Origin of the sequence: Flavobacterium mesophilum, assembly GCF_039581405.1 — a bacterium.
Taxonomy (GTDB): Bacteria; Bacteroidota; Bacteroidia; order Flavobacteriales; family Flavobacteriaceae; genus Flavobacterium.
In genome coordinates, this window is sequence record NZ_JBCPXZ010000002.1 from 85,629 (window position 1) to 109,393 (window position 23,765).

General features: G+C 35.9%; 16 protein-coding genes. 9 read left to right on the forward strand and 7 right to left on the reverse strand.

The features are described from left to right. Positions 1-3 precede the first annotated feature (3 nt). From AAYQ19_RS05015 to AAYQ19_RS05045, 7 genes are all read left to right on the forward strand, one after another. Positions 4-816, forward strand: coding sequence for an SDR family oxidoreductase (locus tag AAYQ19_RS05015; protein WP_343534537.1), 813 nt, complete (start codon positions 4-6; stop codon positions 814-816). A gap of 17 nt (positions 817-833) precedes the next feature. Continuing rightward, positions 834-2,021: a mannonate dehydratase gene (gene uxuA / locus AAYQ19_RS05020; protein ID WP_343534539.1), complete on the forward strand. Its 1,188-nt coding sequence runs from the start codon at positions 834-836 to the stop codon at positions 2,019-2,021. Positions 2,022-2,363: 342 nt separating this feature from the next. Next, positions 2,364-3,992, forward strand: a complete 1,629-nt coding sequence (locus AAYQ19_RS05025; RefSeq protein WP_343534541.1) for a hypothetical protein — start codon at positions 2,364-2,366, stop codon at positions 3,990-3,992. A 120-nt stretch (positions 3,993-4,112) separates the two neighbouring features. Further along, a complete protein-coding gene (locus AAYQ19_RS05030) occupies positions 4,113-8,204 on the forward strand; it encodes a two-component regulator propeller domain-containing protein (protein WP_343534543.1) in 4,092 nt (1,363 codons plus the stop codon). A 399-nt stretch (positions 8,205-8,603) separates the two neighbouring features. Then, positions 8,604-9,791: a glycoside hydrolase family 88 protein gene (locus AAYQ19_RS05035; RefSeq protein WP_343534545.1), complete on the forward strand. Its 1,188-nt coding sequence runs from the start codon at positions 8,604-8,606 to the stop codon at positions 9,789-9,791. Positions 9,792-9,875: 84 nt separating this feature from the next. Next, positions 9,876-12,290, forward strand: a complete 2,415-nt coding sequence (locus AAYQ19_RS05040) for a glycoside hydrolase family 2 protein (protein WP_343534547.1) — start codon at positions 9,876-9,878, stop codon at positions 12,288-12,290. Between the two features lie 139 nt (positions 12,291-12,429). Further along, positions 12,430-12,993, forward strand: coding sequence for a DUF2911 domain-containing protein (locus AAYQ19_RS05045; protein WP_343534549.1), 564 nt, complete (start codon positions 12,430-12,432; stop codon positions 12,991-12,993). A gap of 385 nt (positions 12,994-13,378) precedes the next feature. Here AAYQ19_RS05045 and AAYQ19_RS05050 read toward each other — a convergent pair whose 3' ends face one another. Genes AAYQ19_RS05050 through AAYQ19_RS05060 form a run of 3 tightly spaced genes read right to left on the reverse strand, consistent with a single transcriptional unit; the run spans position 13,379 to position 17,204 of the window. Further along, positions 13,379-15,580, reverse strand: a complete 2,202-nt coding sequence (locus AAYQ19_RS05050; protein ID WP_343534551.1) for a xanthine dehydrogenase family protein molybdopterin-binding subunit — start codon at positions 15,578-15,580, stop codon at positions 13,379-13,381. An 8-nt stretch (positions 15,581-15,588) separates the two neighbouring features. Next, on the reverse strand, positions 15,589-16,569 hold the full coding sequence (locus AAYQ19_RS05055) for an FAD binding domain-containing protein (protein ID WP_343534553.1): 981 nt from the start codon (positions 16,567-16,569) through the stop codon (positions 15,589-15,591). Then, positions 16,566-17,204 carry a 2Fe-2S iron-sulfur cluster-binding protein gene (locus tag AAYQ19_RS05060; protein WP_343534555.1) on the reverse strand — a complete coding sequence of 213 codons (639 nt, stop codon included), beginning with the start codon at positions 17,202-17,204 and terminating at the stop codon, positions 16,566-16,568. Before AAYQ19_RS05060 ends, AAYQ19_RS05055 begins: the two co-directional genes overlap by 4 nt. Before the next feature lie 367 nt (positions 17,205-17,571). Between AAYQ19_RS05060 and AAYQ19_RS05065 the strand changes: the two genes are divergently transcribed. Continuing rightward, on the forward strand, positions 17,572-18,708 hold the full coding sequence (locus tag AAYQ19_RS05065; protein ID WP_343534557.1) for a cysteine desulfurase family protein: 1,137 nt from the start codon (positions 17,572-17,574) through the stop codon (positions 18,706-18,708). A gap of 126 nt (positions 18,709-18,834) precedes the next feature. Here AAYQ19_RS05065 and AAYQ19_RS05070 read toward each other — a convergent pair whose 3' ends face one another. Both AAYQ19_RS05070 and AAYQ19_RS05075 read right to left on the reverse strand, forming a co-directional pair. Continuing rightward, on the reverse strand, positions 18,835-19,458 hold the full coding sequence (locus AAYQ19_RS05070) for a nucleotidyltransferase family protein (protein WP_343534559.1): 624 nt from the start codon (positions 19,456-19,458) through the stop codon (positions 18,835-18,837). Further along, positions 19,427-20,557: an XdhC family protein gene (locus AAYQ19_RS05075; protein WP_343534562.1), complete on the reverse strand. Its 1,131-nt coding sequence runs from the start codon at positions 20,555-20,557 to the stop codon at positions 19,427-19,429. Before AAYQ19_RS05075 ends, AAYQ19_RS05070 begins: the two co-directional genes overlap by 32 nt. 226 nt (positions 20,558-20,783) lie before the next feature. Here AAYQ19_RS05075 and AAYQ19_RS05080 point away from each other — a divergent pair, with 226 nt between their 5' ends. Next, complete coding sequence (locus tag AAYQ19_RS05080; RefSeq protein WP_343534564.1) at positions 20,784-21,116, forward strand: YegP family protein; 333 nt, start codon at positions 20,784-20,786, stop codon at positions 21,114-21,116. Between the two features lie 58 nt (positions 21,117-21,174). On the opposite strand, the gene AAYQ19_RS05085 is transcribed toward AAYQ19_RS05080, so the two are convergent. Both AAYQ19_RS05085 and AAYQ19_RS05090 read right to left on the reverse strand, forming a co-directional pair. Further along, positions 21,175-21,666 carry a hypothetical protein gene (locus AAYQ19_RS05085; protein ID WP_343534566.1) on the reverse strand — a complete coding sequence of 164 codons (492 nt, stop codon included), beginning with the start codon at positions 21,664-21,666 and terminating at the stop codon, positions 21,175-21,177. 158 nt (positions 21,667-21,824) lie between these two features. Next, positions 21,825-23,762 (reverse strand): glycoside hydrolase family 43 protein, encoded by a 1,938-nt coding sequence (locus tag AAYQ19_RS05090; protein ID WP_343534568.1) that lies wholly within the window; start codon positions 23,760-23,762, stop codon positions 21,825-21,827. Positions 23,763-23,765: the final 3 nt, after the last annotated feature.

Below are 23,765 nucleotides of genomic sequence, written 5' to 3' on the forward strand. Positions count from 1 at the left end.
TACATGGATTCATTATTAAACTTAAAAGGAAAAATTGCGCTTATAACAGGCGGTGCCGGCGTACTTGGAAGCAACTTTGCTAATGTTTTGGCCAAACAGGGCGTTATCGTTGGAATTGTTTCTCAATCGCTTCAAAAAGCGGAAAATACAGTAAAAACAATTGAAGAAAACGGCGGTCAAGCTTTTGCTGTTCAAGCCAATGTTTTGAATAAAGAAGAAGTAGAAAAAGTACGAGATCATATCGTTGAAAAATATGGCCGTCTGGATATATTGATCAATGCGGCAGGTGGAAATATGCCTGGGGCAACGATCCAGCCAGACCAAGCGGTTTATGACATGAAAACTGAAGATTTACAGCAAGTAATCGATTTGAATATCATTGGAACAATGCTTCCTTCTCAAGTTTTTTCGTCACTTTTTGCAAAACAAAAACAAGGAAACATCATCAACATTTCATCTGCTTCGGCACAAAGACCTTTGACAAGAGTTGTGGGTTATTCGGCTTCAAAAGCAGCAATTGACAATTTCACGCAATGGATGGCTGTTGAACTTGCCTCAAAATACGGCGAAGGCATTCGTGTAAATGCTATTTCTCCAGGTTTCTTCATTGGTGAACAAAACCGCGCCTTGTTGCTTACTCCAGAAGGAAATCTTACTCCTAGAGGCGAGAAAATCATCGGACAAACTCCAATGGGACGATTTGGAACCCCTGAAGATATAGACGGTGCCCTTTTATATTTATGCAGCGACATGTCAAAATTCGTTACCGGAACAGTATTAAAAGTAGATGGCGGTTTTGCTGCTACAAGTATTTAATTTTTTAAAACACAAAAATGGAACAAACATTAAGATGGTTCGGGCCAAATGATCCAGTTTCTTTACAAGATATTGCACAAACCGGAGCAACCGGAATTGTCACTGCTCTACATCATATCCCAAATGGAGAAGTTTGGAGCATTGATGAAATCATTAAACGAAAAGTTGAAATTGAACACCAAGACGGCGATCCTAAAAAAGGAGCTTCTGGCTTGACGTGGTCTGTTGTGGAGAGTATTCCCGTTCATGAAGACATCAAAAAGCAAACAGGAAGATACCTTGAATACATTGACAATTATAAAGAAAGTATTCGAAATTTGGCTTTGTGCGGCATCAAATGCGTATGCTATAATTTCATGCCGGTCTTAGATTGGTCAAGAACAGATTTATCCTATACTGTTGAAGACGGCTCTAAAGCGTTGCGTTTTGATATTAATGCTTTTGCTGCATTTGAATTGTATATTTTAAAACGTCCAGGAGCAGAAAAAGAATATTCTGAATCACAAATTCAAAAAGCAAAAAGCTATTTTGAAACAATGACTGCAGAAGACAAAATCAAATTACAGCAAAATATTCTCGCAGGACTTCCTGGAGCTGAAGAAGCGTATACTGTTGAAGATTTCTTGGTAACATTAAGTGCTTACAATCATATTGACAGGCAAGCCTTAAAAAATAATCTGTTTCACTTTTTAAAAGAAATTATTCCGGTTGCGGAAAGCAAAGGCGTTCTAATGGCCATTCATCCTGATGATCCTCCCTACCCGATTTTAGGCTTACCGAGAGTTGTCAGCACCGAAGAAGATTTGATCGAATTAATGAACGCAGCTCCTTCAAAATCAAACGGATTCACGATGTGTACAGGTTCATACGGCGTACGCGCCGATAACGATTTACCGGGAATAGTAAGACGTCATGGTGATAAAATGAATTTTATTCACTTAAGAAGCACACAGCGCGATGAAGAAGGAAGTTTTTATGAAGCAAACCACTTAGAAGGTGATGTTGATATGTATGAAGTCGTAAAAGCGATTCTTGAAGTTGAAAAAAGAAACAACAGCAAATTGCCAATGCGTCCGGATCATGGACACCAAATGTTGGATGATTTGAAGAAAAAAACAAATCCGGGGTATTCTGCGATTGGCCGTTTGAGAGGTCTTGCAGAGTTGCGAGGTCTTGAATTAGGAATTAAACGTTCTTCTTTTTAGGGACTAAGGCTCTAAGATACTAAGGCACTAAGTTTTTTTAAGCTTTGTGTTTTAGTCTCGCAATCCCGATAGTTATCGGGAGCTAAGACGCAAAGTTTCAAGTTCTATATGTCATTCCGAGAAACGAGGACACGAGCGACAGCGAACTGGCGTAGCAATCTTCACAAGTAGCTCCGCATAGAGTATCTCCACTCTTTGTAGAGCTCCTTGTGGAGATCCTTCCTTCGTCAGGATGACAAAAATCCGCTAAATCTGCGGAATCTGCGAGAGAAAAAAACTTAGTGCCCTTAGTGACTTCGTGGCAAACAAAAAAACTAACTAACCAAAATAACCACCAAAACCATGATTCGTCAAACCATTTTTATCTGTTGCTGTCTTTTTGCGAATAGCATTTCAAGTCAGCAACTGCCAAAAATCTTGTCGGATAAAACGAATTATCTGCCAGATTTTAGTTATGCGGGGTATCATTTCGGCGAAAGCCAAATTCCTGAAGCAAACGGGAAAATTATCAATGCAACAGACTTTGGTGTTAAAGCCAATGATAAGTTAGACGATTCAAAAGCGCTTTTAAAAGCTTTTAAAGCCGCAAATGCTGTTGACGGAAATGTGATCCTCCAATTGCCGGCTGGCAGAGTTATCCTAAGCGAAATTCTCTATATCGAAAAAAGCAATTTTGTACTTCGCGGTGCGGGTTCTGCTGAAAATGGCACGGAGATTTATTGCCCAAGACCGATGATGTATCTTAAGGATTCTGAGGCTTTATCAGAACTTCGTGAATATCTCACAACTTTGGACAAAAGACAACGCGAACCTGAAAACAATATTGACTTGCCTTTTTCACAATATGCTTGGTCTGGGGGTTTTATCTGGACGCAGGTTCCTGGCGAGCGTGTTAAATCATATTTGGACAAATACGAACCTGAATCGAATCCTTTGGCAAAAGTCAGTTCAGGGAAAATGGGCGAACATATTATTTCCGTTTCAGATGTGAAAGGCTTGAAAATTGGCGACATTGTCGAATTGCAATTATTTAATAAAGATGGCGAAAAAGGCGAAATTGTAAAAGACTTATACCAAGGAGCAAACGTAAAACCGGGTTCGCATCACTGGAAATACCCGAAACTTCCTATTGTAAGGCAACAAGTTGAAATCATCAAAATATCGGGTTCAAAAATCACTTTAAAAACGCCTTTAACCATTTCGATCAAACCAAGTTATCAAGCGCAATTGGTAGAATGGAAACATTTGAATGAAGTGGGAATCGAACATCTTCGTTTTACTTTTCCTGATATTCCAAGAGTGGCGCATCACGTTGAACCAGGAAATAACGGAATTTTCTTGACAAGACTTTTCAATAGTTGGGTAAAAGATGTCAAAATCACCAATGCTGACAGTGGAATATTAGCAGAGGAGGTAGCAAACACTACAATTCAGGATATTACAACAGACGGAACACATTTGGCGCACTACACTGTCACTTTAGGCGGTGTTCATAATATTTTGGTGAAGAATCTAAAAATATACAACTCGGCTGTTCATCCTTTAAGCTTCAACACCTTTGCGACTAAAAACGTCTATCAAGATTGTGAAATATTTACAGATCCCGTTTTAGACCAACATTCTGGAGCGAATCATCAAAATTTATTTGACAACATTACAGTTCATTTAAAAGCCGACAAAAATAATGGTTATGCCGTATTTGGTGGTGGTGGCGCCGATTATTGGAAACCGTCACATGCGCCTTTTAGTACATTTTGGAATTTAAACGTTCAGGTCGAAAATCCAGATCCAACAAAACCTGTTTTATTGTACGGAATGAAAGACGGTGCTTTTGCCAGAATTGTTGGCGTTCACGGAAATACAAAATTTGAAATCAAATACGACGTCGATCCATACATTGAATTTTTGAACGCATCAATAGAAAAAGCGCCTTCGCTATATGATTATCAGTTAAATAAACGCTTAAAATAGGTACAAAGAATCAAAAGGCACAAAGTTCCAAAGGTTTTTCACTCGCAAGTTAACCTTTGAACCTTTACCCCTTTGTCGCTTTGCACCTTAAAAATAATCTTAACCAAAAAAATAAATGCTATGAAATACACGAGCGTCTTTCTAGTTTTTCTTTTTATTTCAGGAAATCTGTTTTCCCAAAATAAATTTCGCCTTAAAAATTTCTCAACCACCGATGGGCTTTCACAGAGTTCGGTTATTGCCATTCATCAGGATAAATTTGGACAAATGTGGTTTGGAACCCGTGATGGTCTGAATAAATATGATGGAAGCCGATTCACTGTTTACAGGAATAACATTTCTGACAAATATTCCATCAGCAATAATGATATTCTATCTATAGAAGAAGATAATTCAGGGAAAATCTGGGTAGGAACCTACAACGGACTAAATTGCTATGATCCCGTTTCAAATCGTTTTACAAGATATTTAACAACCAAAGTCAATCATACCATAAACAACAGTGCGGTTTGGAGTCTTCGCGAAATTGGCAACGAAATATGGATTGGAACTTCAAATGGCTTAACGGTTTACGATAAAAAAACCTCAAAATTCAACTCTTTTTTTCATTCGGATGCTGATGCTTCTACCCTTCCAGCCAATAATATCCTAAGCATTTTAAAAACCAAAAAAGGTGAAATTTGGGTTGGAACTACAAAAGGTCTGTGCCAATTAACAAGCCGAAGAAATGGGAAGTTTTCATTTAAAAACTTTCCTTTAAATCCTGTTGACTTATTGACTGTACAATCTGTGATTGAAGCACAAGACGGCTCGTTATGGGTGGGGACAAAAAATAAAGGGCTTTTAAAATTCGACACCAAGAAAAAATCGTATGTTTCCTTTTTACCTCAAGAAAAATATCGTGAAATCAATACCGAAATTAGATCGTTAGTAATTGACAAACAAGGTTCGCTATGGATTGGTGCTTATGACGGAATTTATATTTTAGGCAAAGACAACAGTTTACAAAAAATCAATAGTAGTAATAACAGCACCGGAATCGAAAAAGTGAAATCCATATTTATGGATAAAAAAGGCTCGATTTGGATTGGCTGTTATTATAAAGGCGTAAATCTGTGGGATATTTCAAATGTCAATTTCTCCAATTACAATAAAACTTCAACCAAGATCCCGATGAGTTTTGATGTTGTAAGTTCTATTATTGCCGATAAAAATCAGAATATTTATTTCGGAACAGAAGGTGGCGGTATTACAATTTTCAATAAAAACACCGAAGTTGTAAACTACATCAACAGCAAAACCGGGCAAACTCATAAAGATGACATCAAAGCAATGTGTCTTTCTGAAGATCATATTTTATGGATTGGAACCTTTTCTAAAGGACTGTCAGCTTACAATACGATTTCAAAAAGAATTGAAGACAATCGAATTGCACCAGATTTAACCGCTTTTTTAAAAGAAAGCGGTGTCTACTCGATAAAAACGGAAGGGCCTATTTTATGGATTGGAACATTCGGAAAAGGATTAATTCGTTACAATACAATTAATAAGACTTTCGACCTAATCGGAAATGATGATACAAAACCTGTTTTTTTAACTAATAATATTATTCGAACCATTTTAGTCGACAAACAAAATTCGCTTTGGGTTGGAACTCAGAATGGTCTGAATCACATTCCATTACGTAATTTCAATACACAGAAATATTCGATACAACATTTCTTTTTCGATAATGCTACTTTAGCAGGCGATGATATTTTAACTCTCTTTCAAGACAGTCAAAATAAAATTTGGGTAGGTACTAAAGCAAAAGGATTACATTATTTTGACGGAAAAAAATTCAACCGAATTAATCTTAAAGTTGGAAATACAAATATTACGGCAATTCACTCGATTTTAGAAGATGACGATAAAAACCTATGGATCAGTACAAATCAAGGAATTATAAAATACAATCAGAAAAAGAAGTCGGTTTTGCTGTATGATCAAAAAGATGGTTTGGCAAGTAACGAGTTCAATGATAATTCGGCTTTGAAATTAGGCTCGCATCAATTTTATTTTGGAAGCCCTTCGGGAGCATCGTTTTTTGATGCGGATAAAATTTCTCTAAATCAGCATGCACCACAAGTTTTAATTACCGATTTGAAAATCAAAAACGAGACAATCAATGCACATGATAAAGATGGGATTTTAGAACAAAGTATTGGTTTCACTAAAACCATTACTTTAGATTATGACAAAGCAAATTTCTCCATCAATTTTGCGATTCCAAATTACATTCGTTCCAAAAACAATCAATATAGCTACCGTTTAGTGGGCTTAGAAAACAACTGGACAACCACTAAAAACAGCGAAGCAAATTTTGCCATTCAAAATGCAGGAACATACACTTTTGAGGTTCGTGGCGCTAATAACGACGGTGTTTGGAATCAAACTCCAACCACTTTAACCGTAATTGTAAATCCAGCCCCTTGGCGTAGTATGTGGGCATTTTTGCTTTACGGAATCATAATCGGATCAGGATTATATGGTTTGATTTGGATCATGAAATCAAAAACCAGATTGAAGCAAAAATTAGAACTGGAATATCTGGAAACACAGCGTATTGAAGAAAACAACAAATTGAAACTGGATTTCTTTACTAATATTTCGCATGAATTCAGAACGCCTCTGACCTTAATTTTAGGTCCGTTACAACAAATACTAGCCGATTATAATGGTACTAACGAAATGTACAAGAAGCTTTTAGTCATTGAAGGAAGTGCCAATCATCTTTTGAGTTTAATTAATCGTTTGATGGATTTCAGAAAACTGGAAAATCATCAAGTTTCATTGGAATCGGCAAACGGAAATATTGTCAAATTCACTAAAGAAATCTTTTTATCCTTTATCGAATATGCCAAAGATGGCGGTTACGATTACACTTTTGAAACTGAAAACGAAGAAATTCTGGTTTATTTTGACCGATACAAATTGGAACGCGTTTTTTATAATTTGATTTCGAATGCTTTTAGATATACACCAAAAGGCGGTTCGATCAATGTCAAAATAAATCAAGACTCACAAAATCTTTTTATTGCTGTTGAAGATTCAGGTGTTGGAATTTCGGAAGAGCACATTGACAAAATTTTTGATTTGTTTTTTGAAATTCCGATGCACAATCAGGTTCAGAAAAATTACAATAAAGGAACCGGAATTGGGCTTTCGATTGTAAAAAACATTGTCGAACTCCACAAAGGCAAAATTGATGTTACGAACAAAGCTACTGGAGGTGTAGTTTTCAAAGTGACTTTGCCGCTTGGACGCGAACATCTTTTAGACAACGAAATTATTTCAGATTTTAAAATCAGTGATGATATTGAACAATACAATGCGCAACTTGAACCTTCGGAAATTACCGAAAATGAAGATCTTGAGGATTTAATTGTCAATGAAGAAAAACAAACCATTTTAATTGTTGAAGATCATAAGGTTTTGAGAAAATTCATGAAAAATCTTCTCAAGAAAGACTACAATATTATTGAAGCTGAAAATGGTAAAATTGCATTAGAAAAAGCGCTAAAATTTGTACCTAATTTGATTATCAGTGATGTCATCATGCCGGAAATGGTAGGAACCGAATTATGCTCTAAAATCAAAGAAAACATCAAAACGAGTCATATTCCAGTCATATTGCTGACTTCAAGGTCTTCGTTGGTCTACAAATTTGAAGGATTAGAAAGCGGTGCGGATGACTACATCAGTAAGCCTTTCAATTTAATGGAATTCAAACTTCGCGTAAAAAATCTTTTAAATACAACTGAACGCTTAAAAATCAAATTCTCAAGTGAAGACAATTTTATTCCATCAGAAATCACAGTTTCTTCATTGGACGAAGAACTATTGAAAAAAGCTTTCAAAATTGTTGAAGAAAATATTTCGAATGAACAATTCGATATTCCGTTTTTTTGTTCAGAATTAGGTGTCAGCAGAACCATGTTGTTTCTAAAAATAAAAGCTTGGACAAATTGTACGCCAAACGAATTCATTCATGAAATCAGATTAAAACGTGCTGCGCAATTATTGGAACAAGACAAGTTGACGGTTTCTGAAATCAGCTATAAAGTGGGCTTCAATAACCCGAAATATTTCAGCAAATGCTTCCAGAAAAAGTATGGTGAAACGCCTTCACAATATGCTGACAAATTTTACAAATCTTCAACCGTAATCTAGCAATCCTAGTATTTTAAGGGCTTAAAAAAGGGTATCTGTATTTTTAGATACCCTTTTTTGTATTTATATATCGTTTTCGGCTTCTACATTTGCGGTATGAAAATCAAAAAACCGAACTATTCGTTTCTTCAAACTTTATTTGTCGTAATCATAATCGGAATGAGTTTATTGCTTTTCTATTTTATCTAACCTTAACCTTAAAACCAAAACAATGACTGATCACCAACCAAAAAATCAAATACTATACATGATGTGTTTTTGATATGTGTATTTTTGACACATAGATATGCAAGAACTTATATAGATTAATTACATTTAATAAAAATACAGAAATGATTCCAAACCCAAATTTAAAGCCAATCAATTTTGGTTATTTAAAACAGTCCATTAATTAGTAATATGAATAAAGTTAGTTTCATTTCTTTAATTCTGGGATTTGCATCGCTGACAGTAGCGTGCAAATCCGGAATTAATTCTCAAAAAACAGTTGTCTCTCCAGCGACAGAAAAATTGCTGGAAACCCGTTACAAAATGTTGCTCGATTATCCAGTCGATTCACTTTCGATGCCACGAAGCATGGATATCAAAACTAATGAAATTCGAAAAGTACGTTCGTATGATTGGACAAGCGGTTTTTACGCCGGAAATCTTTGGCAGTTATACCGACTTACAAACGATCCTAAATACAAAGAACAAGCTCAAAAATGGACGCCTTTTAGCAAAGTAGAAAGTGTCAACCGTACTTCGCATGATGTAGGTTTTAAAGTGTATTGCAGTTTTGGAGAAGCTTATAAAGTAGAACACAAAAAAGAATATGCAGCTGTAATCATTAAAGGTGCAGAAACTTTATCCGGCAGATTTGATCCAAAAATAGGCGCGATTCGTTCTTGGGATTTCAATAAAAAAGTCTGGGATTTCCCTGTAATTATCGATAACATGATGAATTTGGAATTGCTTTTTGAGGCTTCAAAATTATCTGGGAATCCTAAATACCGCGAGATTGCCATACAACATGCCAATACTACTTTAAAAAATCAATTTAGAGAAGACAATTCGTGTTACCACGTTATTGATTATGATCCAAAAACGGGTAATGTCAGAATGAAAACCACCCTTCAAGGATATAATGATGATTCGGTTTGGGCGCGCGGACAAGGCTGGGCAGTTTACGGATTTACAATGTCTTATCGATACACAAAAGATCCGGCTTATTTAAAACAAGCCGAAGCTACAGCAAAGTTTTTTATGAGCAATAAAAACTTGCCAGAAGACGGAATTCCGTATTGGGATTTTAAGGATCCAAGTATTCCCAATGCAGCACGAGATGTTTCGGCAGCTATGATTATGGCATCAGGATTATATGAATTGTATGGCTACACAAAGAATAAGAGTTATTTGGCTTTCGCCAATAAACTAATGACTTCAGTGCAGTCTGACAAATACATATTAAACGAAAACATTAAAGCTCCTTTTCTATTCGATCATAGCACAGGAAACTGGCCAAAACATGATGAAATTGATGTCCCGATGATTTATGCCGATTATTATTTTTTAGAAGCATTGCTTAGAGAAAAAGTGACAAAGTAACAGAGTTATAAAGGGACATAGTTTTTTAGCCTTTGCCCCTTGTTACTTTGCAACTTTGCCACTCAAAAAAAAGCCTTATTAACTATGAAACAACCACAAAACCATACATTTTTACTTTTTACACTTTTTGTTTTTTTTCAGATTTGTCTGAGCAGCAGTTTTGCTCAGACAAAGATGAATATTAATGACAACTGGCTTTATTTAGAAAACCATACTTCAAGCCTCAGCGAAGCTCAAAAAAATCAGAATTGGGTTTCATTGAACTTGCCTCATACTTGGAATGCAGAAGATGCAACCGACTTATATCCGGGATATAGACGCGACGCTAGCTGGTATCAAAAGAAATTAAATATTCCTCAAATTGACAAAAATCAGCGTTATTCTTTATACTTTGAAGGTTCAAATATTACGACAAAAGTATATGTAAACGGTAAAGAAGCTGGATCACATATTGGCGGTTATATCGGTTTTTCAATCGATATTACGAATTTGATTAAAGAAGGAAACAATGATATTTTTGTTCGTGTTGACAACAGTTATGATATCGAGATTATTCCATCTCAAAAAAGCGATTTTTTTATTTATGGCGGTATTACGCGTGATGTCTGGTTCGTTTCTAAATACAAAAGTCACATTGAAAATCTAAAAATTACAACTCCAGAAGTTTCGGCTAAAAAAGCTTCAGTACAAATTGTTTCTTCAATTGCAAATCCTGATAATTCAAAAGATTTGTCATTAACGGTAACTTTAAAAACTCCGAAAGGAAAAAAAGTAGCCAGCAAAACAATTTCTGTTTCGGAGAAAACTTCGACAATCACTTTTGAAAACATCAAAAACCCCGAACTTTGGGATACAGATAATCCAAATTTGTATAAACTAACAGCTTCCTTATCTGAAAAAAATCAAATAAAAGACAGTGTTGTTGAAAAAGTTGGTTTCAGATGGTTTGAATTCAAAGATCACGGTCCTTTTTATTTGAATGGAAAACGACTTTTAATTCGCGGTACGCATCGTCATGAAGAGCAAGCAGGTGTTGGTGCCGCTATGACAAATGCACAACATTGGGCGGATATGAAATCGATCAAAGAAATGGGCGCAAATTTTGTTCGTTTGGCGCATTATCCACAAGATCCAGAAGTTTACAAAGCTTGTGACGAATTAGGATTATTGGTTTGGGATGAATTGCCTTGGTGTCGTGGCGGAATTGGAAATGAGGTTTGGAAAACGAATGCCAAAAACATGTTGGAAGAAATCATCAATCAAAATTATAACCATCCGAGTATCATACTCTGGTCTTTAGGGAATGAAATAAACTGGCTTCCAGATTTTCCTGACGGAGATAATCCAGAAAAAACAAATGCATTTTTAAATGAATTAAATGATATTGCGCACAAACTTGATCCAACAAGAAAAACGGCAATCAGAAAATATTATGAAGGTTCTCATATTGTCGATGTCTTCTCTCCTTCTATTTGGTCAGGTTGGTATTCTGGCAGTTATAAAAGCTATCAAAAAGCAATTGACGTTTACAAAAAAGAATACAGCCATTTCATTCACGCCGAATATGGTGGAGACAGCCATGTGGGACGTCATAGCGAAAACCCAATTACAGGCGAAAATGTCATAAAAGCCGAAGGTTGGGAAGAAGCTATCGTACAAACTAAAGTGGCCAATATTGCTCAAATTGGCGACTGGAGCGAAAATTACATCGTTGATTTGTTTGACTGGCATTTGCATATATCCGAGAATGACCCAACTTTTGTGGGAAATATTCAATGGGCATTCAAGGATTTTGCAACGCCGTTACGTCCGGAAGATGATATTCCTTATATGAATCAAAAAGGATTGACAGACCGAAACGGAATTCCGAAAGACGCGTATTATGTTTTCAAAAGCTATTGGGCAAAAGAACCTTTTGCATACATTGAATCACATACCTGGACAGAACGTCAAGGTCCTGAAAATACGCCAAGAACAATCAGCGTTTTCAGTAATTGTGAGAAAGTGACATTTTTCCATAACGGAAAATCAATGGGTGAAAAACAACGCAATCTTTCGCTTTATCCTGCAAACGGTTTGACTTGGGATATTAATTTCACAAAAGGAGAAAATATCTTAGTTGCCATCGGAAAAACAAAAGAAGGAAAAACAGTTTCGGATACTTTAAAAGTTAATTATCGCTTCAAGAAAAATGAAGCAGCAACATCGCTTCAATTATCTTCTGAAAAATTAAAAAATGGCAATTATCTGGTAACGGCAATTGCGATTGACAACAATAATTTGCGTTGTTTGGATTATGAAGAAAGTGTTTATTTCCAATGCATCAAAGGTGGAAAAACTTTAAGAAACCAAGGAACTCCAACCGGAAGCGAATCCATCAAAATGGCAAATGGAAAAGCATCAATTGAAGTAATTCCAGACGGTTCGAATACTCCAATTGAAATGACGGCCCTTAACCAAAGCTTTAAAGGAGAATATTTGAAGATTCCTGTGAATTAACATAAAGACCAGAGATTTTTCTATAAAAATGATAAAGGAGAAAAATCATTACCAATTCATTAACAAAAAATGAACTGTAATTATATGATTTTTCTCCTTTATTAACTTACTTTGTAGTTATTCTAAAAATTGTAATCCTATGAAAAAATTTTATTTATTAGCAGTTACTTTGTTTGCTGCTTTTACAGTTCAGGCACAAGATGTGGTGAAATTTGCTCCGCTTGATGCTAGTCCAGCTGATATTGCGTATTTCCCAAACCGATCTGTTAAATTCAAAAAAACAGATACTCCAAACCCAGTTGTCAAAGTTCTTTACTCAAGACCTTCTGTAAAAGGAAGAACTATTTTTGGCGACATTGTAAAATTTGGAGAAGTTTGGAGAGTTGGTGCTAACGAAAATACAGAAATCAAATTCTACAAAGACGTAACAATTGGTGGTAAAAAAGTTCCTGCAGGATACTACAGTTTATTTGCTATTCCAGAAAAAGACAAATGGACAATCATTATCAATAAAGAATTAGATTTATGGGGAGGTTATGCTTATGACGAAAGCAAAGACGTTGTAAGAGTTTCAGTTCCTGTTAAACCAGTTTCTGATGTTATCGAAGCTTTATCTATCGCTTTTACAACGCAAGGAAATGTAGCTAATTTAGTTATTGGGTGGGACAAAACAACAGTTGAATTGCCTATTACGGTTAAATAAGTTTTATTAACTACAATATATGCCACAAAGGCACAAAGTCGCAAAGTTTTTTTAAGCTTTGCGATTTTTTTTTACCGCAAGGTTCGCATGGCTTTTTTAATCTCGCGAAGTCGCAAAGGCGCAAAGTTTATTCATACAGATTATTACACAATCTTGTCATTTCGACGAAGGAGAAATCGCACTAGAAATTCCGCAAAGAATTGTCTCCAATCTTTTTCGATTACCGCGTGCGATTTCTCCTTCGTCGAAATGACAAAAATGAGGTTACTTTGCAAAAAAACTTCGCGTCTTTGCTCCCGATAGCTATCGGGATTGCGAGATTTTTTCATAACAAAAAAATCCCTTTAAGATCAGCCTTAAAGGGATTTTTTGAAATTTTATATACTTAAACCTTTACAGTCTCTATAATCTTATCTAATGTAATTGGCAAATCTCGAACACGTTTTCCTGTTGCGTTGAAAACCGCATTTGCAATTGCAGGCGCCATTCCAACTAAGGCTGTTTCTCCCAAACCTTTTGTTCCCATTGGATTGCTAATCGGGTCTTTTTTATTGACGAAGAAAACTTCCTGTTTTTCAATATCAGCATTTACAGGGACGTGATAATCGGCAAAATTATTATTGATGGGACGACCAAAACGATGATCGATTTCTAAAGCTTCCATCAATCCCATTCCGATTCCGCCAACCGCTCCGCCAAACATTTGTCCCGCCGAAGTTTTTTGACTGATTACAGTTCCGATATCCGCACAAGAAACCACATGCGCTAATCTAATTTTTCCGATATTCGGATTCACTAAAACTTTTACAAAATGAACTGAAAACGAATAAATCGAATATTTTCTTGCTTCTTCTGTTCCTTTTGACATATTTTCAACTGCAAAATCTTCCAATTTGTTTGATGCCAATAAAGAAGCTAAAGAAACGGTTTTTGAATTGTTTTTTGAAGAAACTACACCATTTGCAAAAGTCAGATCGGTAATTGCAGTTCCTTTAAAAGTTGGGGTTTCGCTAGCTAATCCCAGAATTTTGCTGACCAATAAATTACACGAATCATGAACTGCAGAACCCACAGATGAAGTCGTCGCCGATCCTCCTTGCGTTGGACCTTTCGGCAAACCGCTTTTTCCCATTTCTACAATTACATTTTCAGACGGCATTGCCATAATTTCGGCACCAATAGCTGTCATCATCGTTGCCGTTCCTGGCCCCATGTCGTTGACACTGCATTGTAGTACTAAATTTCCATCAGCTAAAAATTTTGCTTTCACAGTTGTAGCGCTTCTATAACAACCAAAAGTTCCCGTTCCCATTCCGTATCCCACCAACCATTCTCCTTCACGAACAGATCCCGGTTTATTTTTACGGTTTTTCCAACCGATGCGCTCCATTCCGCCTTCATAGCATTCTAACAGGTATTTACTGCTCCAAGGTTTATTTTGTTCCAAATCTTTCTCAGCATAATTGCGTTTACGGAATTCAATTGGATCTAAATCTAATTTATAAGCCATTTCGTCCATGGCACATTCTAAGGCAAAAGAACCTGTTGCTTCTCCCGGACCACGCATCCATATTGGCGTACAGGTGTCTAAAGGCACAATACGATAACGTGTTGAAACATTGGCACAATCATAAATAAATCTAGACATGTTTACCGTTCCTTCCATGAAATCTTCATAGCTTGAAGTCATTGCAACTGCTTCGTGCGTCAAGCCAGTCAATTTACCATCTTTGGTAGCGCCTAAACCCATTTTCTGAATTGTGTAAGGTCTGAAACCAACATTAGTAAACATTTGTTCGCGATGCAAAACCAATTTCACTGGACGATTTAGTTTTTTTGCACCAATCAACGCCGCAATTTCATACGGCCAAGTGTGCAATCCCATTCCGAATGCACCACCAATATATTCCGAATGTACCGAAACATCTTCTGCAGGAATTCCGAAAACCTCACCAATACTTCTTCGAGTTCCCTCGACACCTTGGCTTTTCGTATAAACAATTGGCTTATTTCCTTCCCATTTAGCAATTATATTCGCCAATTCCATTGGATTATGAACTTCAGTCGGAATCGTATATTCGGTTTCTAAAACAACCTCCGCATTTTTATAACCGTCATGTTCGCCACGGTGATAATCATTTCCTTTATCGGTTTCGACTTTCTTTTCTTTATCAGCAGCTTTTTTCAGCTCAGTCGAATGTTCTTCTTTTAGATAATCCGCTTTTATCAAACTCGCCGCATATTGCATTCGCTCAAACGAATCGGCAATTACAAGTGCAATTGGTTGATCGTAGTACAAAATCGAATCATCTTTGAAAATTTGGAGCGGTTGCCCAAAATTATGCTTGTCTTTCGCTTTTTGATATCCAGAAGGTTTGTCAACATTCAAATGTGTGATTACAGCCAAAACTCCCGGCGCCCATTCTGCTTTTTTAGTATCAATGGTTTTAATTCTTCCTTTTGCAATCGTACTTCCCACCAAACAGGCATAAACCACGCCATCCGTTTTATATTCAGCCGAATAAGTTGCAGAACCTGTTACTTTAGCAAATCCATCTACTCTATTTATATTACTTGTCTTGCTCATAATTCAATTTATTTAGATGATGCTATAGTTAATGCTTCTACAATGGCATTTGGTCCAAGAGTCAATTTGAAATCATTGTCTCCATAACTTTTTGCGCCTTTCATTGCCAAATTAGCGGCCTGTCTAAAAGTATTTTCAGAAACTGTTTTTCCTTTCAAAAATTCTTCTGCTTCTGTCAATCTCCAAGGTTTATGTGCTACACCGCCCATTGCTAAACGCGCGCTGTTTATTTTATTATTTTGAATATCTAAAGCCACCGCTACAGAAACCAATGCAAACGCATAACTAGATCTGTCACGAACTTTTAAATAATGAACATTTTTATTGAAATTATTATCCGGAATTTCAACAGAAGTAATCAATTCTTTATCCAGAAGCGTATTGTCTTTTTCTGGTGTATTTCCAGGTAAACGATGAAAATCAGTGAATTTAATTTGTCTTTTTCCCTTTGGTCCTTCTACCAAAACTGTTGCATCAAGCGCCGCCAAAGCCACACACATATCACTTGGATGAACTGCAATACAACTTTCAGATGCACCAAAAATTGCTGCCATTCTATTTGATCCGCCAATCGCACCACAACCGCTTTTTGGAACTCTTTTGTTGCATGGCATATCAGGATTATAAAAATAAGAGCAGCGCGTACGTTGTAACATATTTCCACCAACAGTCGCCATATGTCTGATTTGTTGTGATGCTCCAGCCGCTAAAGCCAATGCTAACAAAGGATGTTTCTCTTTTATCGAAGGATCTTCAGCAACTTGGCTGTTTTTTGCCAGTGCACCAATTGATACTTTTCCGCTCAAGAATTCAATCTTTTTTAAATCTAAAGCCGTAATATCAACCAATTTATCTGGAGTGGCGATGTTCTTTTTCATCAAATCAACAAGATTTGTTCCTCCTGCAATAAACATAGCCGAACTTTCTTTGCTAATATTTGATACCGCAGAACTTGCTGATAACGCTTTTATTATTTGGAAATTTTTCATGACAGCATCCCTCCTTCCTTCACTTCAGTAATTGCATCAACGATATTATGATAAGCACCGCAACGGCAAATATTACCGCTCATATATTCTCTAATTTCTTCTCTGCTATTGGCATGACCTTCTTTAATGCAGGCAATTCCGGACATGATTTGTCCCGGTGTACAATAACCACATTGAAAACCATCATGTTTAATGAAAGCTTCTTGCATTGGATGCAATTTTTTTCCCTTCGAAAGTCCTTCGATTGTGGTTACTTGAGCATTTTGTTGCATGGTTGCCAATGTCAAGCAAGATAAAACTCGGGTTCCGTTTATATGAACTGTACATGCACCACATTGCCCGTGATCACAACCTTTTTTTGTTCCGGTAAGTTGCAATTGCTCTCTTAACAAATCAAGCAAAGTGGTTCTTGGTTCGATATTAAGATTGTGTTTTTTGCCATTTACTTCAATAGAAAGCGGCACTGTCTCTAAATATTCGGCTATTTTTTCATCCCATTTATTCTCAGAAGCCATCACTAAAGATGGTGGTGTCAAAGCGAGAGCCGTCAAAAGCCCCGATTTTTTTATAAAGTCACGACGGGAATTTGCATTTTCCTCTGTTGCTTTATTCTGATTTGTTTTTTTAGAAGCCATTCAGTCTATTTTTTAAATTAGCAGAAACACCTTAGTTATTCTAACAAATTTAACAATCTTAAAGCATAAAAAATTATAAAATTCAAACATTAGCTTTATTTAGAATAATTACAATTTTGTTTTTATTTAACCGCAAAGCACGCAAAGATGTACGCTAAGGACGCAATTTTTTTTCTCACGCAGATTTAGCAGATCAAGCAGATTATTGTGGCGCTTAAAAGATTTACGCTGATTTTTTTATGAAGAAATAAAATAATCTGCTAAATCTGCGGGAAACAATTTTATACGCTTTCAATCGGATTTTTATTTTTTCTATTTTTCGAAGAATGTTTTCAAAATTGTATTTTTACTGAATTAAGTCCGAATTATGTCCCAGCAATCAAACATTTATCTTGACAACAATGCCACAACTCGAGTTGATGATCGTGTTTTGGATACGATGATTCCGTATTTTAAAGATTCATATGCAAATGCTTCAAGTTCTCACATTGCCGGACTTAATGTGAATGAAGCTGTTGAAAATGCTGCATGGCAAACTGCAAGTCTTATTGGTGCTAAAGAAGACGAAATCATTTTTACTTCTGGCGCAACCGAATCGATAAATTTAGCGATGAAGGGTTTGACAAATCATGACCGAAAGCATATTGTTACTGTTACAACAGAACATAAAGCAGTTTTAAAGACCTGCGAGTTTATGGAATCTCTTGGTTTTGAAATTACTTATTTACCAGTCGCTTCAAATGGGATTTTAAATCTTGAAGCTTTAAATCAAGCCGTAACAGATAAAACATTGTTAGTCGCAGTGATGATGACAAATAATGAAACTGGCGTTTTGCAGAATATTAAAGAAATTGCCCAAATTATCCACAGAAAAAATGCTCTTTTGATGTGTGATGCCACTCAAGCTGTCGGCAAAATTCCAGTTGATGTAAAGGAACTCGGAATTGATCTTTTGCCTCTTTCTGCCCATAAATTTTTTGGACCAAAAGGCGTTGGCGCGCTTTATGTTTCGGCGAAAGCCAAAATTAAACTGGAACCGCAAATTCATGGTGGCAATCAACAACGAAAATTACGAAGCGGCACGCTGAATGTTCCGGGAATTATAGGTTTAGGGAAAGCGAGCGAGATTGCACTAAACGAAATGAAAAGCGATCAGGAACGAATTGAAAAATTAAGAGCCAAACTAGAAAACGGTTTGTTGCAATTTGAAGGTTCTTTCATAAACGGAGATTCTTCTAACCGAATTTACAATACCACAAATATTTGTTTTCCGAATGTAAATTCAGAACAATTGATTTTAGCTTTGGGAAATATTTCAGTTTCAAATGGTTCTTCTTGTTCCGCTGTAACTTCTGAACCTTCGCATGTTTTAAAAGCAATGGGATTATCGGATGAAAATGCTTTGAGTTCTATTCGTTTTAGTTTAGGAAGATTTACAACAAATGAAGAAATTGAGGAAACTATTGAACAAGTGCTTTCATTGGCACGACAGTTATGTTTTTAAGTTTATTGCACGCAGATTTTACTGATTTAAGCTGATTTACATCGATTTTTTTAAAACTAATCTGCTAAAATCTGCAAAATCTGCGTGAAACAAAATCATATTAATCCGTTTAATCTGTGGCAAAAACTAAAACTCAGAAATCAATTTATTATAATCGTCTTCGGTGTCGATATCAATGTTTCCATTTTCAAACAAAACTGAAGCTGTATCCTCTGAAAATTTATTGATTATTTTTTTTGCGCCTTCCTGCCCTTTCAGTTCTAACAATTCATTAAAATATTTTTTATTGAAAAGAACTGGCGTTCCCAATGTTTCTGAATACGCCGAAGCCACAATTCCCTTTCCGGTTTTATGATGTTCCTGAATCAAACTTTCGAAAATTAAACTCGAAACATACGGCTGATCGCAAACTGCAAAAATACAATTTTCACAATCAGGATATAAGCTCAATAATTTATGAAGTCCGTTTACAATGGAAGACGACATTCCCGATTCCCAATCAGGATTAAAGCTTATTTTTATTTTTGACGGATCAAGTTCTTCTTCTATCAATTGATGATTGGCGCCAGTTACGACAATAATTTTTACAGCTGGAACAAAAGAAGCTTCGGCAATTGTATTTTTCAAAAGTGTAGAATCTTTATATCCCAAAAGCTGTTTTGGTTGCCCTAATCTTGAAGAATTTCCGGCGGCCAAAATCACAATCCCAATTCTATTTTCATCTTTCTGCTCCATAATAAATTTCGTCATGAATTTTACCCGACTTGTATTTTAAAGAAGTTCCAATTTTTCCCGATTCATAAGCTTTGATTTCAGAAACGATTGACAAAGCGATTTCCTCTGAAGTTTCGGCACCAATATCCAGTCCAACTGGGCTGTGGATTCTTTTTAGTTGCTCATCATTTACTGAAATTCCTTCCAATTGAAGATCATCGAGCATTCTGTCCAGTTTTGATTTTGGGCCAAGAATTCCAATATATCGGCAATCTGTATTCAATAATAATTTCAAAACAGCCAAATCATATTTGTAATTGTGCGTCATCAAAACAAAAAAAGTTTGATCGTCGATATTTACATTTTCCAAAAAATCCTCCGCCTTTACAACAGAAACTTTATGCGCCGATGGAAAACGTTTTTTCGTTGCATGCGCATTTCGTCCGTCGCCAATCGTTACTTCCCATCCTAATAAAGCGGTCATTTTCACCAATGGTTGCACATCATTTCCAGCTCCTGCAATTACTAATGAAACGGGAGGTTTTATGTATTCAATTAAGGCTTCATCTTCTGAATTTTCTTTGATTTTCTTTACCGAAGTCATTTTGGTCAGAAGCACTTCTTTTGCCTCGGAAATTAAATTTAATCCATTGTTATTGTGATGCAAAACTGGGCTGTCTTTTCTGAAAAACAAACTTGTTCCAATTTGATTTGCTCTTTTATTTAATGAAAAAATGCTAATAATTACCGCTTCTTTTCTTTCTGATTTTAATTGGCTCAAAAGCTGAATTGGATTATTTTCTAATTCGTCATCAATGTATTCGAATAAAATATGGACAATTCCGTTGCAACCTAGTTGAAGACCAATTTCAGCATCGTCTTCATTGCTTGTATTGTAAGTAACTAATTTATTCTGCTTTTGATTGATGGAAAGAAGCGCTTTTCGCAATGCATCGCCTTCCAGACATCCTCCACTTATAGCGCCAGTCAGCAAACCATCTTCGGTAACTAGCATTCGCGCGCCTGGTTGTCTGTATGACGAACCTTCCACTTTAACGACTGTTGCCAAAGCTGTTTTTTTGCCTTCTGATTTTGCTTCTGAATATGCTTTTAAAATTTCGCTGATTTCCTTCATAAAATAATTTTCACCAGTAAAATAAATCGCTGATGATTCTTTTAAAGTTTAAAATTAAAAAATAATATAAACTTACACGCAGTAAAATCACTTAAGTTGAAAATATTCGGTGTTTGCTTAACAATCTGGAAACAATTATTTTTTCTTGCAATATCATTTGTATAAGTAAGTTTTGTATTTTTATAATTAGCAAAAAAAATATTACCTAACCTTAATAAAAAGCTACATGGGAAAATTTGTAATTACTAAAAGAACCAACGGAGAGTTTCAATTCAATTTAAAAGCTGGAAATGGCCAGACTATTTTGGCAAGTGAAGGGTATACAACTAAAGCGGCTTGCACAAACGGAATTGAGTCTGTAAAAACAAACTCGCAAGACGATGGCCGTTTTGACAGAAAAGAATCAAGCAACGGAAAACCTTATTTCAACCTAAAAGCCAGCAACGGACAAATCATTGGAACAAGTGAAATGTACGAAAGTGTTGCTTCTAGAGAAAACGGAATCGAATCTGTAAAGAAAAATGCTCCTGACGCTGAAACTGATGATCAGACTGCATAAGCCTTACAATTTTATATAAGACAAGGCGGTTTCTTTAATAGAAACCGCCTTTATTTTTTTATAAAAGTTCTTTCTTCCAAGATTTTATATAATCGACTTCAAACATAATTTTTCGCCCATTTTGATCTTTAATCACAAATTCACCTCCTTTATTAAAAATGGTAGGATAAAAATGAAATGAAGCTAGAGAACTCAGAAACCATCTGTATTCTTTATTATTAAGACTTACAAAAATTAGTTCTTCATCTGTGAGGCAAAGTTTTCCAGACACCAAATCGTCTTCAATTTGATGATTCGCTATCCCTTCCAATCTTGATTTTACAGCATCATCAGCTTTAAAAGTAATAGCTCTTAACTTCTTTTCTCTTTTTGTAAATCTACTATATATCAGTCCATTGATCAATAAGGTTATTAGTGCAATTGGGATAGAAACTTTGAGAACACTTTTAGCTGGAATGCTGCAGATAAAGCCAAGAAGATGACATAAAAGAAAATAATAAATTCCGTACGCGATTCCGTTTCCTGCAATTTTTTTCAACTTATCAATCATAATTAATTTAGTAGTATTTTATTCTGTTCAACTAAAAGTAAAGATGCAATTTTTATTTAATTTTTCTTTACGGAAAACCTCAACCAGAACGAACAATAAAAAAGCTGTTTCTATAAATCTAGAAACAGCTTTTTTCATTGAAAATTAAACGCTAAAAATTATTTTTTAAGAGCCGAAACACCACTATGCGTTGGAACAACTTGTTTGATGCTTCCATCAGCATTGAACTCTAATTTATCCATACAAACTTCACGGTGGAAACCTCCTGCGTCGCCCATTTTAATTCCGGTTGGGTAAGAGAATCTGTGATATGTAATGTACCATTCATCTTTGTTTGGGATTTGTAAAATCGAGTTATGTCCCGTTGCATAAATTCCTTGATCTGGAATTCCTTGAATTACGATATTGTTTTGCGGAATTTCAATTGGCCCAAGAGGCGATTTTGAAGTTCCGTATCTTACTTTGTAATTCGGACTTCTGGTATCGTCTTCGCTCCAAAGGAAATAATACGTTCCTTTTCTGTAAAATATATACGTTCCTTCACGGAAAGTTTTATCGACTTTGATCACTTGTGTGCTTTCTGGTTTAAGCGAAATCATGTCTGCATTCAATTCGGCTACAGCCATATATCCGTTGCCCCAATACAAATAACTTTTTCCCGATTTTGGATCAGTGAAAACGTCTGGATCAATTTCCTGACCGCCTTTTATGCCTTCTGGTCTTGTGCTAACCAATGCTTTTCCACTGTCCGTAAATGGTCCAGTTGGATTATCTGAAGAAGCTACACCAATTTTTTGTGCCGCTGTGAAATAATAGAAATACTTGTATTTTCCTTTGATCTTTTTCTCTACAATACATGGCGCCCATGCATTTCTGTTTGCCCAAGTAACATCTTTTTTCAAGTCGATGATGATTCCTTCGTCTTTCCAATCTACTAAATCGTTAGATGAGAATGTTTTGAAATAATAACCCGACCAACCATCAAATCCGTCGCTTGTTGGGTAGATGTAATATTTTTTGGTTTTGTTTGAATACAAAATTTCAGGGTCGGCATAATAACCTTCTAAAACAGGATTATTATTTACTTTCGGAAGTTTTTCTGGCGTTCCCCATTTTGCTGTAATTCTTTTTAATTCAGAACGCGTAATTGGTAATATAGTTCCGTGACGCGGATTAAAATCCATTGAAATATCATTGTCTATAACTGTAAAGTTTTCTAAATCTTTACTTTTTGTAAACTGATATCTTCCTTTTGTGTAAACATCATACATCAAAATATAATCGTCAGAATTGTTCAGTTTGAAAACACTAGAACCTTCAACACCGTCGTTTGTTTGTTGCAGATAATTATCATTTTCTGTCCAATTTCCCGAAGTCAAATCAGTTGTTGTAGCGACTTTAATGCCGGCTTTTCCACCTTCGGTTTTATAAAAAAGATGATACACGCCGTCTTTTTCAATTATATCGCCGTCAATACAAGCTCTTTCTGATTTTGGAACAAACAATAATTTTGGAGCACTTTCTAGAGCAGTGAAATCTGCATTCGCGTAAGCGTAATAAATTTTATCTGGGCCTCCCGCATATTGCAAACTGAAATAAATTAAATATTTTCCAGCTTTGGCATCAAAAATAGTTTGAGGCGCCCAAACCCTTTTTAAGTTTTCGTTTCCAGGAAAAGTCGTCTGAATATTAACAACACTGCTTTTCCAGTTTACCAAATCGGAGCTTTTTAATAAAATCATAGCACGATTGCTGTCCCAACCTTTTGATGAAGTCATATCCGTCAAAACCATATAAAAAGTCTTTCCGTCGTCGCCACGCAAAATATGCGGATCACGCACGCCACCAGTAGAACTGATCACTTTGCTGTCTAAAACCGGTTTGTTGTCATTTAAATGATAATAATGGTAACCGTCGGCACTTACAGCATATCGCACTGCTTCTTCTTCAACTTTATTTCCTGTGAAATACACAAATAAATAAGCTGTCAAATCTTTCTCGGCTACAGGCGGAGGTGTTCCTTTTTGGTTATTCTGAGCTTGTAAAACACTAAAAAAAGAGGCTAGTGCAACAAGGCTAAATTTTAATTTTTTCATCGA

Coding starts and splice junctions, on each gene's coding strand:
- AAYQ19_RS05080 (WP_343534564.1), top strand. CDS start 20,784: ATGGGAAAATTTGTAATTACTAAAAGAACCAACGGAGAGTTTCAATTC.
- AAYQ19_RS05060 (WP_343534555.1), bottom strand. CDS start 17,204: ATGGCTTCTAAAAAAACAAATCAGAATAAAGCAACAGAGGAAAATGCA.
- AAYQ19_RS05070 (WP_343534559.1), bottom strand. CDS start 19,458: ATGACGAAATTTATTATGGAGCAGAAAGATGAAAATAGAATTGGGATT.
- AAYQ19_RS05050 (WP_343534551.1), bottom strand. CDS start 15,580: ATGAGCAAGACAAGTAATATAAATAGAGTAGATGGATTTGCTAAAGTA.
- AAYQ19_RS05035 (WP_343534545.1), top strand. CDS start 8,604: ATGAATAAAGTTAGTTTCATTTCTTTAATTCTGGGATTTGCATCGCTG.
- AAYQ19_RS05040 (WP_343534547.1), top strand. CDS start 9,876: ATGAAACAACCACAAAACCATACATTTTTACTTTTTACACTTTTTGTT.
- AAYQ19_RS05090 (WP_343534568.1), bottom strand. CDS start 23,762: ATGAAAAAATTAAAATTTAGCCTTGTTGCACTAGCCTCTTTTTTTAGT.
- uxuA (WP_343534539.1), top strand. CDS start 834: ATGGAACAAACATTAAGATGGTTCGGGCCAAATGATCCAGTTTCTTTA.
- AAYQ19_RS05045 (WP_343534549.1), top strand. CDS start 12,430: ATGAAAAAATTTTATTTATTAGCAGTTACTTTGTTTGCTGCTTTTACA.
- AAYQ19_RS05015 (WP_343534537.1), top strand. CDS start 4: ATGGATTCATTATTAAACTTAAAAGGAAAAATTGCGCTTATAACAGGC.
- AAYQ19_RS05075 (WP_343534562.1), bottom strand. CDS start 20,557: ATGAAGGAAATCAGCGAAATTTTAAAAGCATATTCAGAAGCAAAATCA.
- AAYQ19_RS05025 (WP_343534541.1), top strand. CDS start 2,364: ATGATTCGTCAAACCATTTTTATCTGTTGCTGTCTTTTTGCGAATAGC.
- AAYQ19_RS05055 (WP_343534553.1), bottom strand. CDS start 16,569: ATGAAAAATTTCCAAATAATAAAAGCGTTATCAGCAAGTTCTGCGGTA.
- AAYQ19_RS05065 (WP_343534557.1), top strand. CDS start 17,572: ATGTCCCAGCAATCAAACATTTATCTTGACAACAATGCCACAACTCGA.
- AAYQ19_RS05085 (WP_343534566.1), bottom strand. CDS start 21,666: ATGATTGATAAGTTGAAAAAAATTGCAGGAAACGGAATCGCGTACGGA.
- AAYQ19_RS05030 (WP_343534543.1), top strand. CDS start 4,113: ATGAAATACACGAGCGTCTTTCTAGTTTTTCTTTTTATTTCAGGAAAT.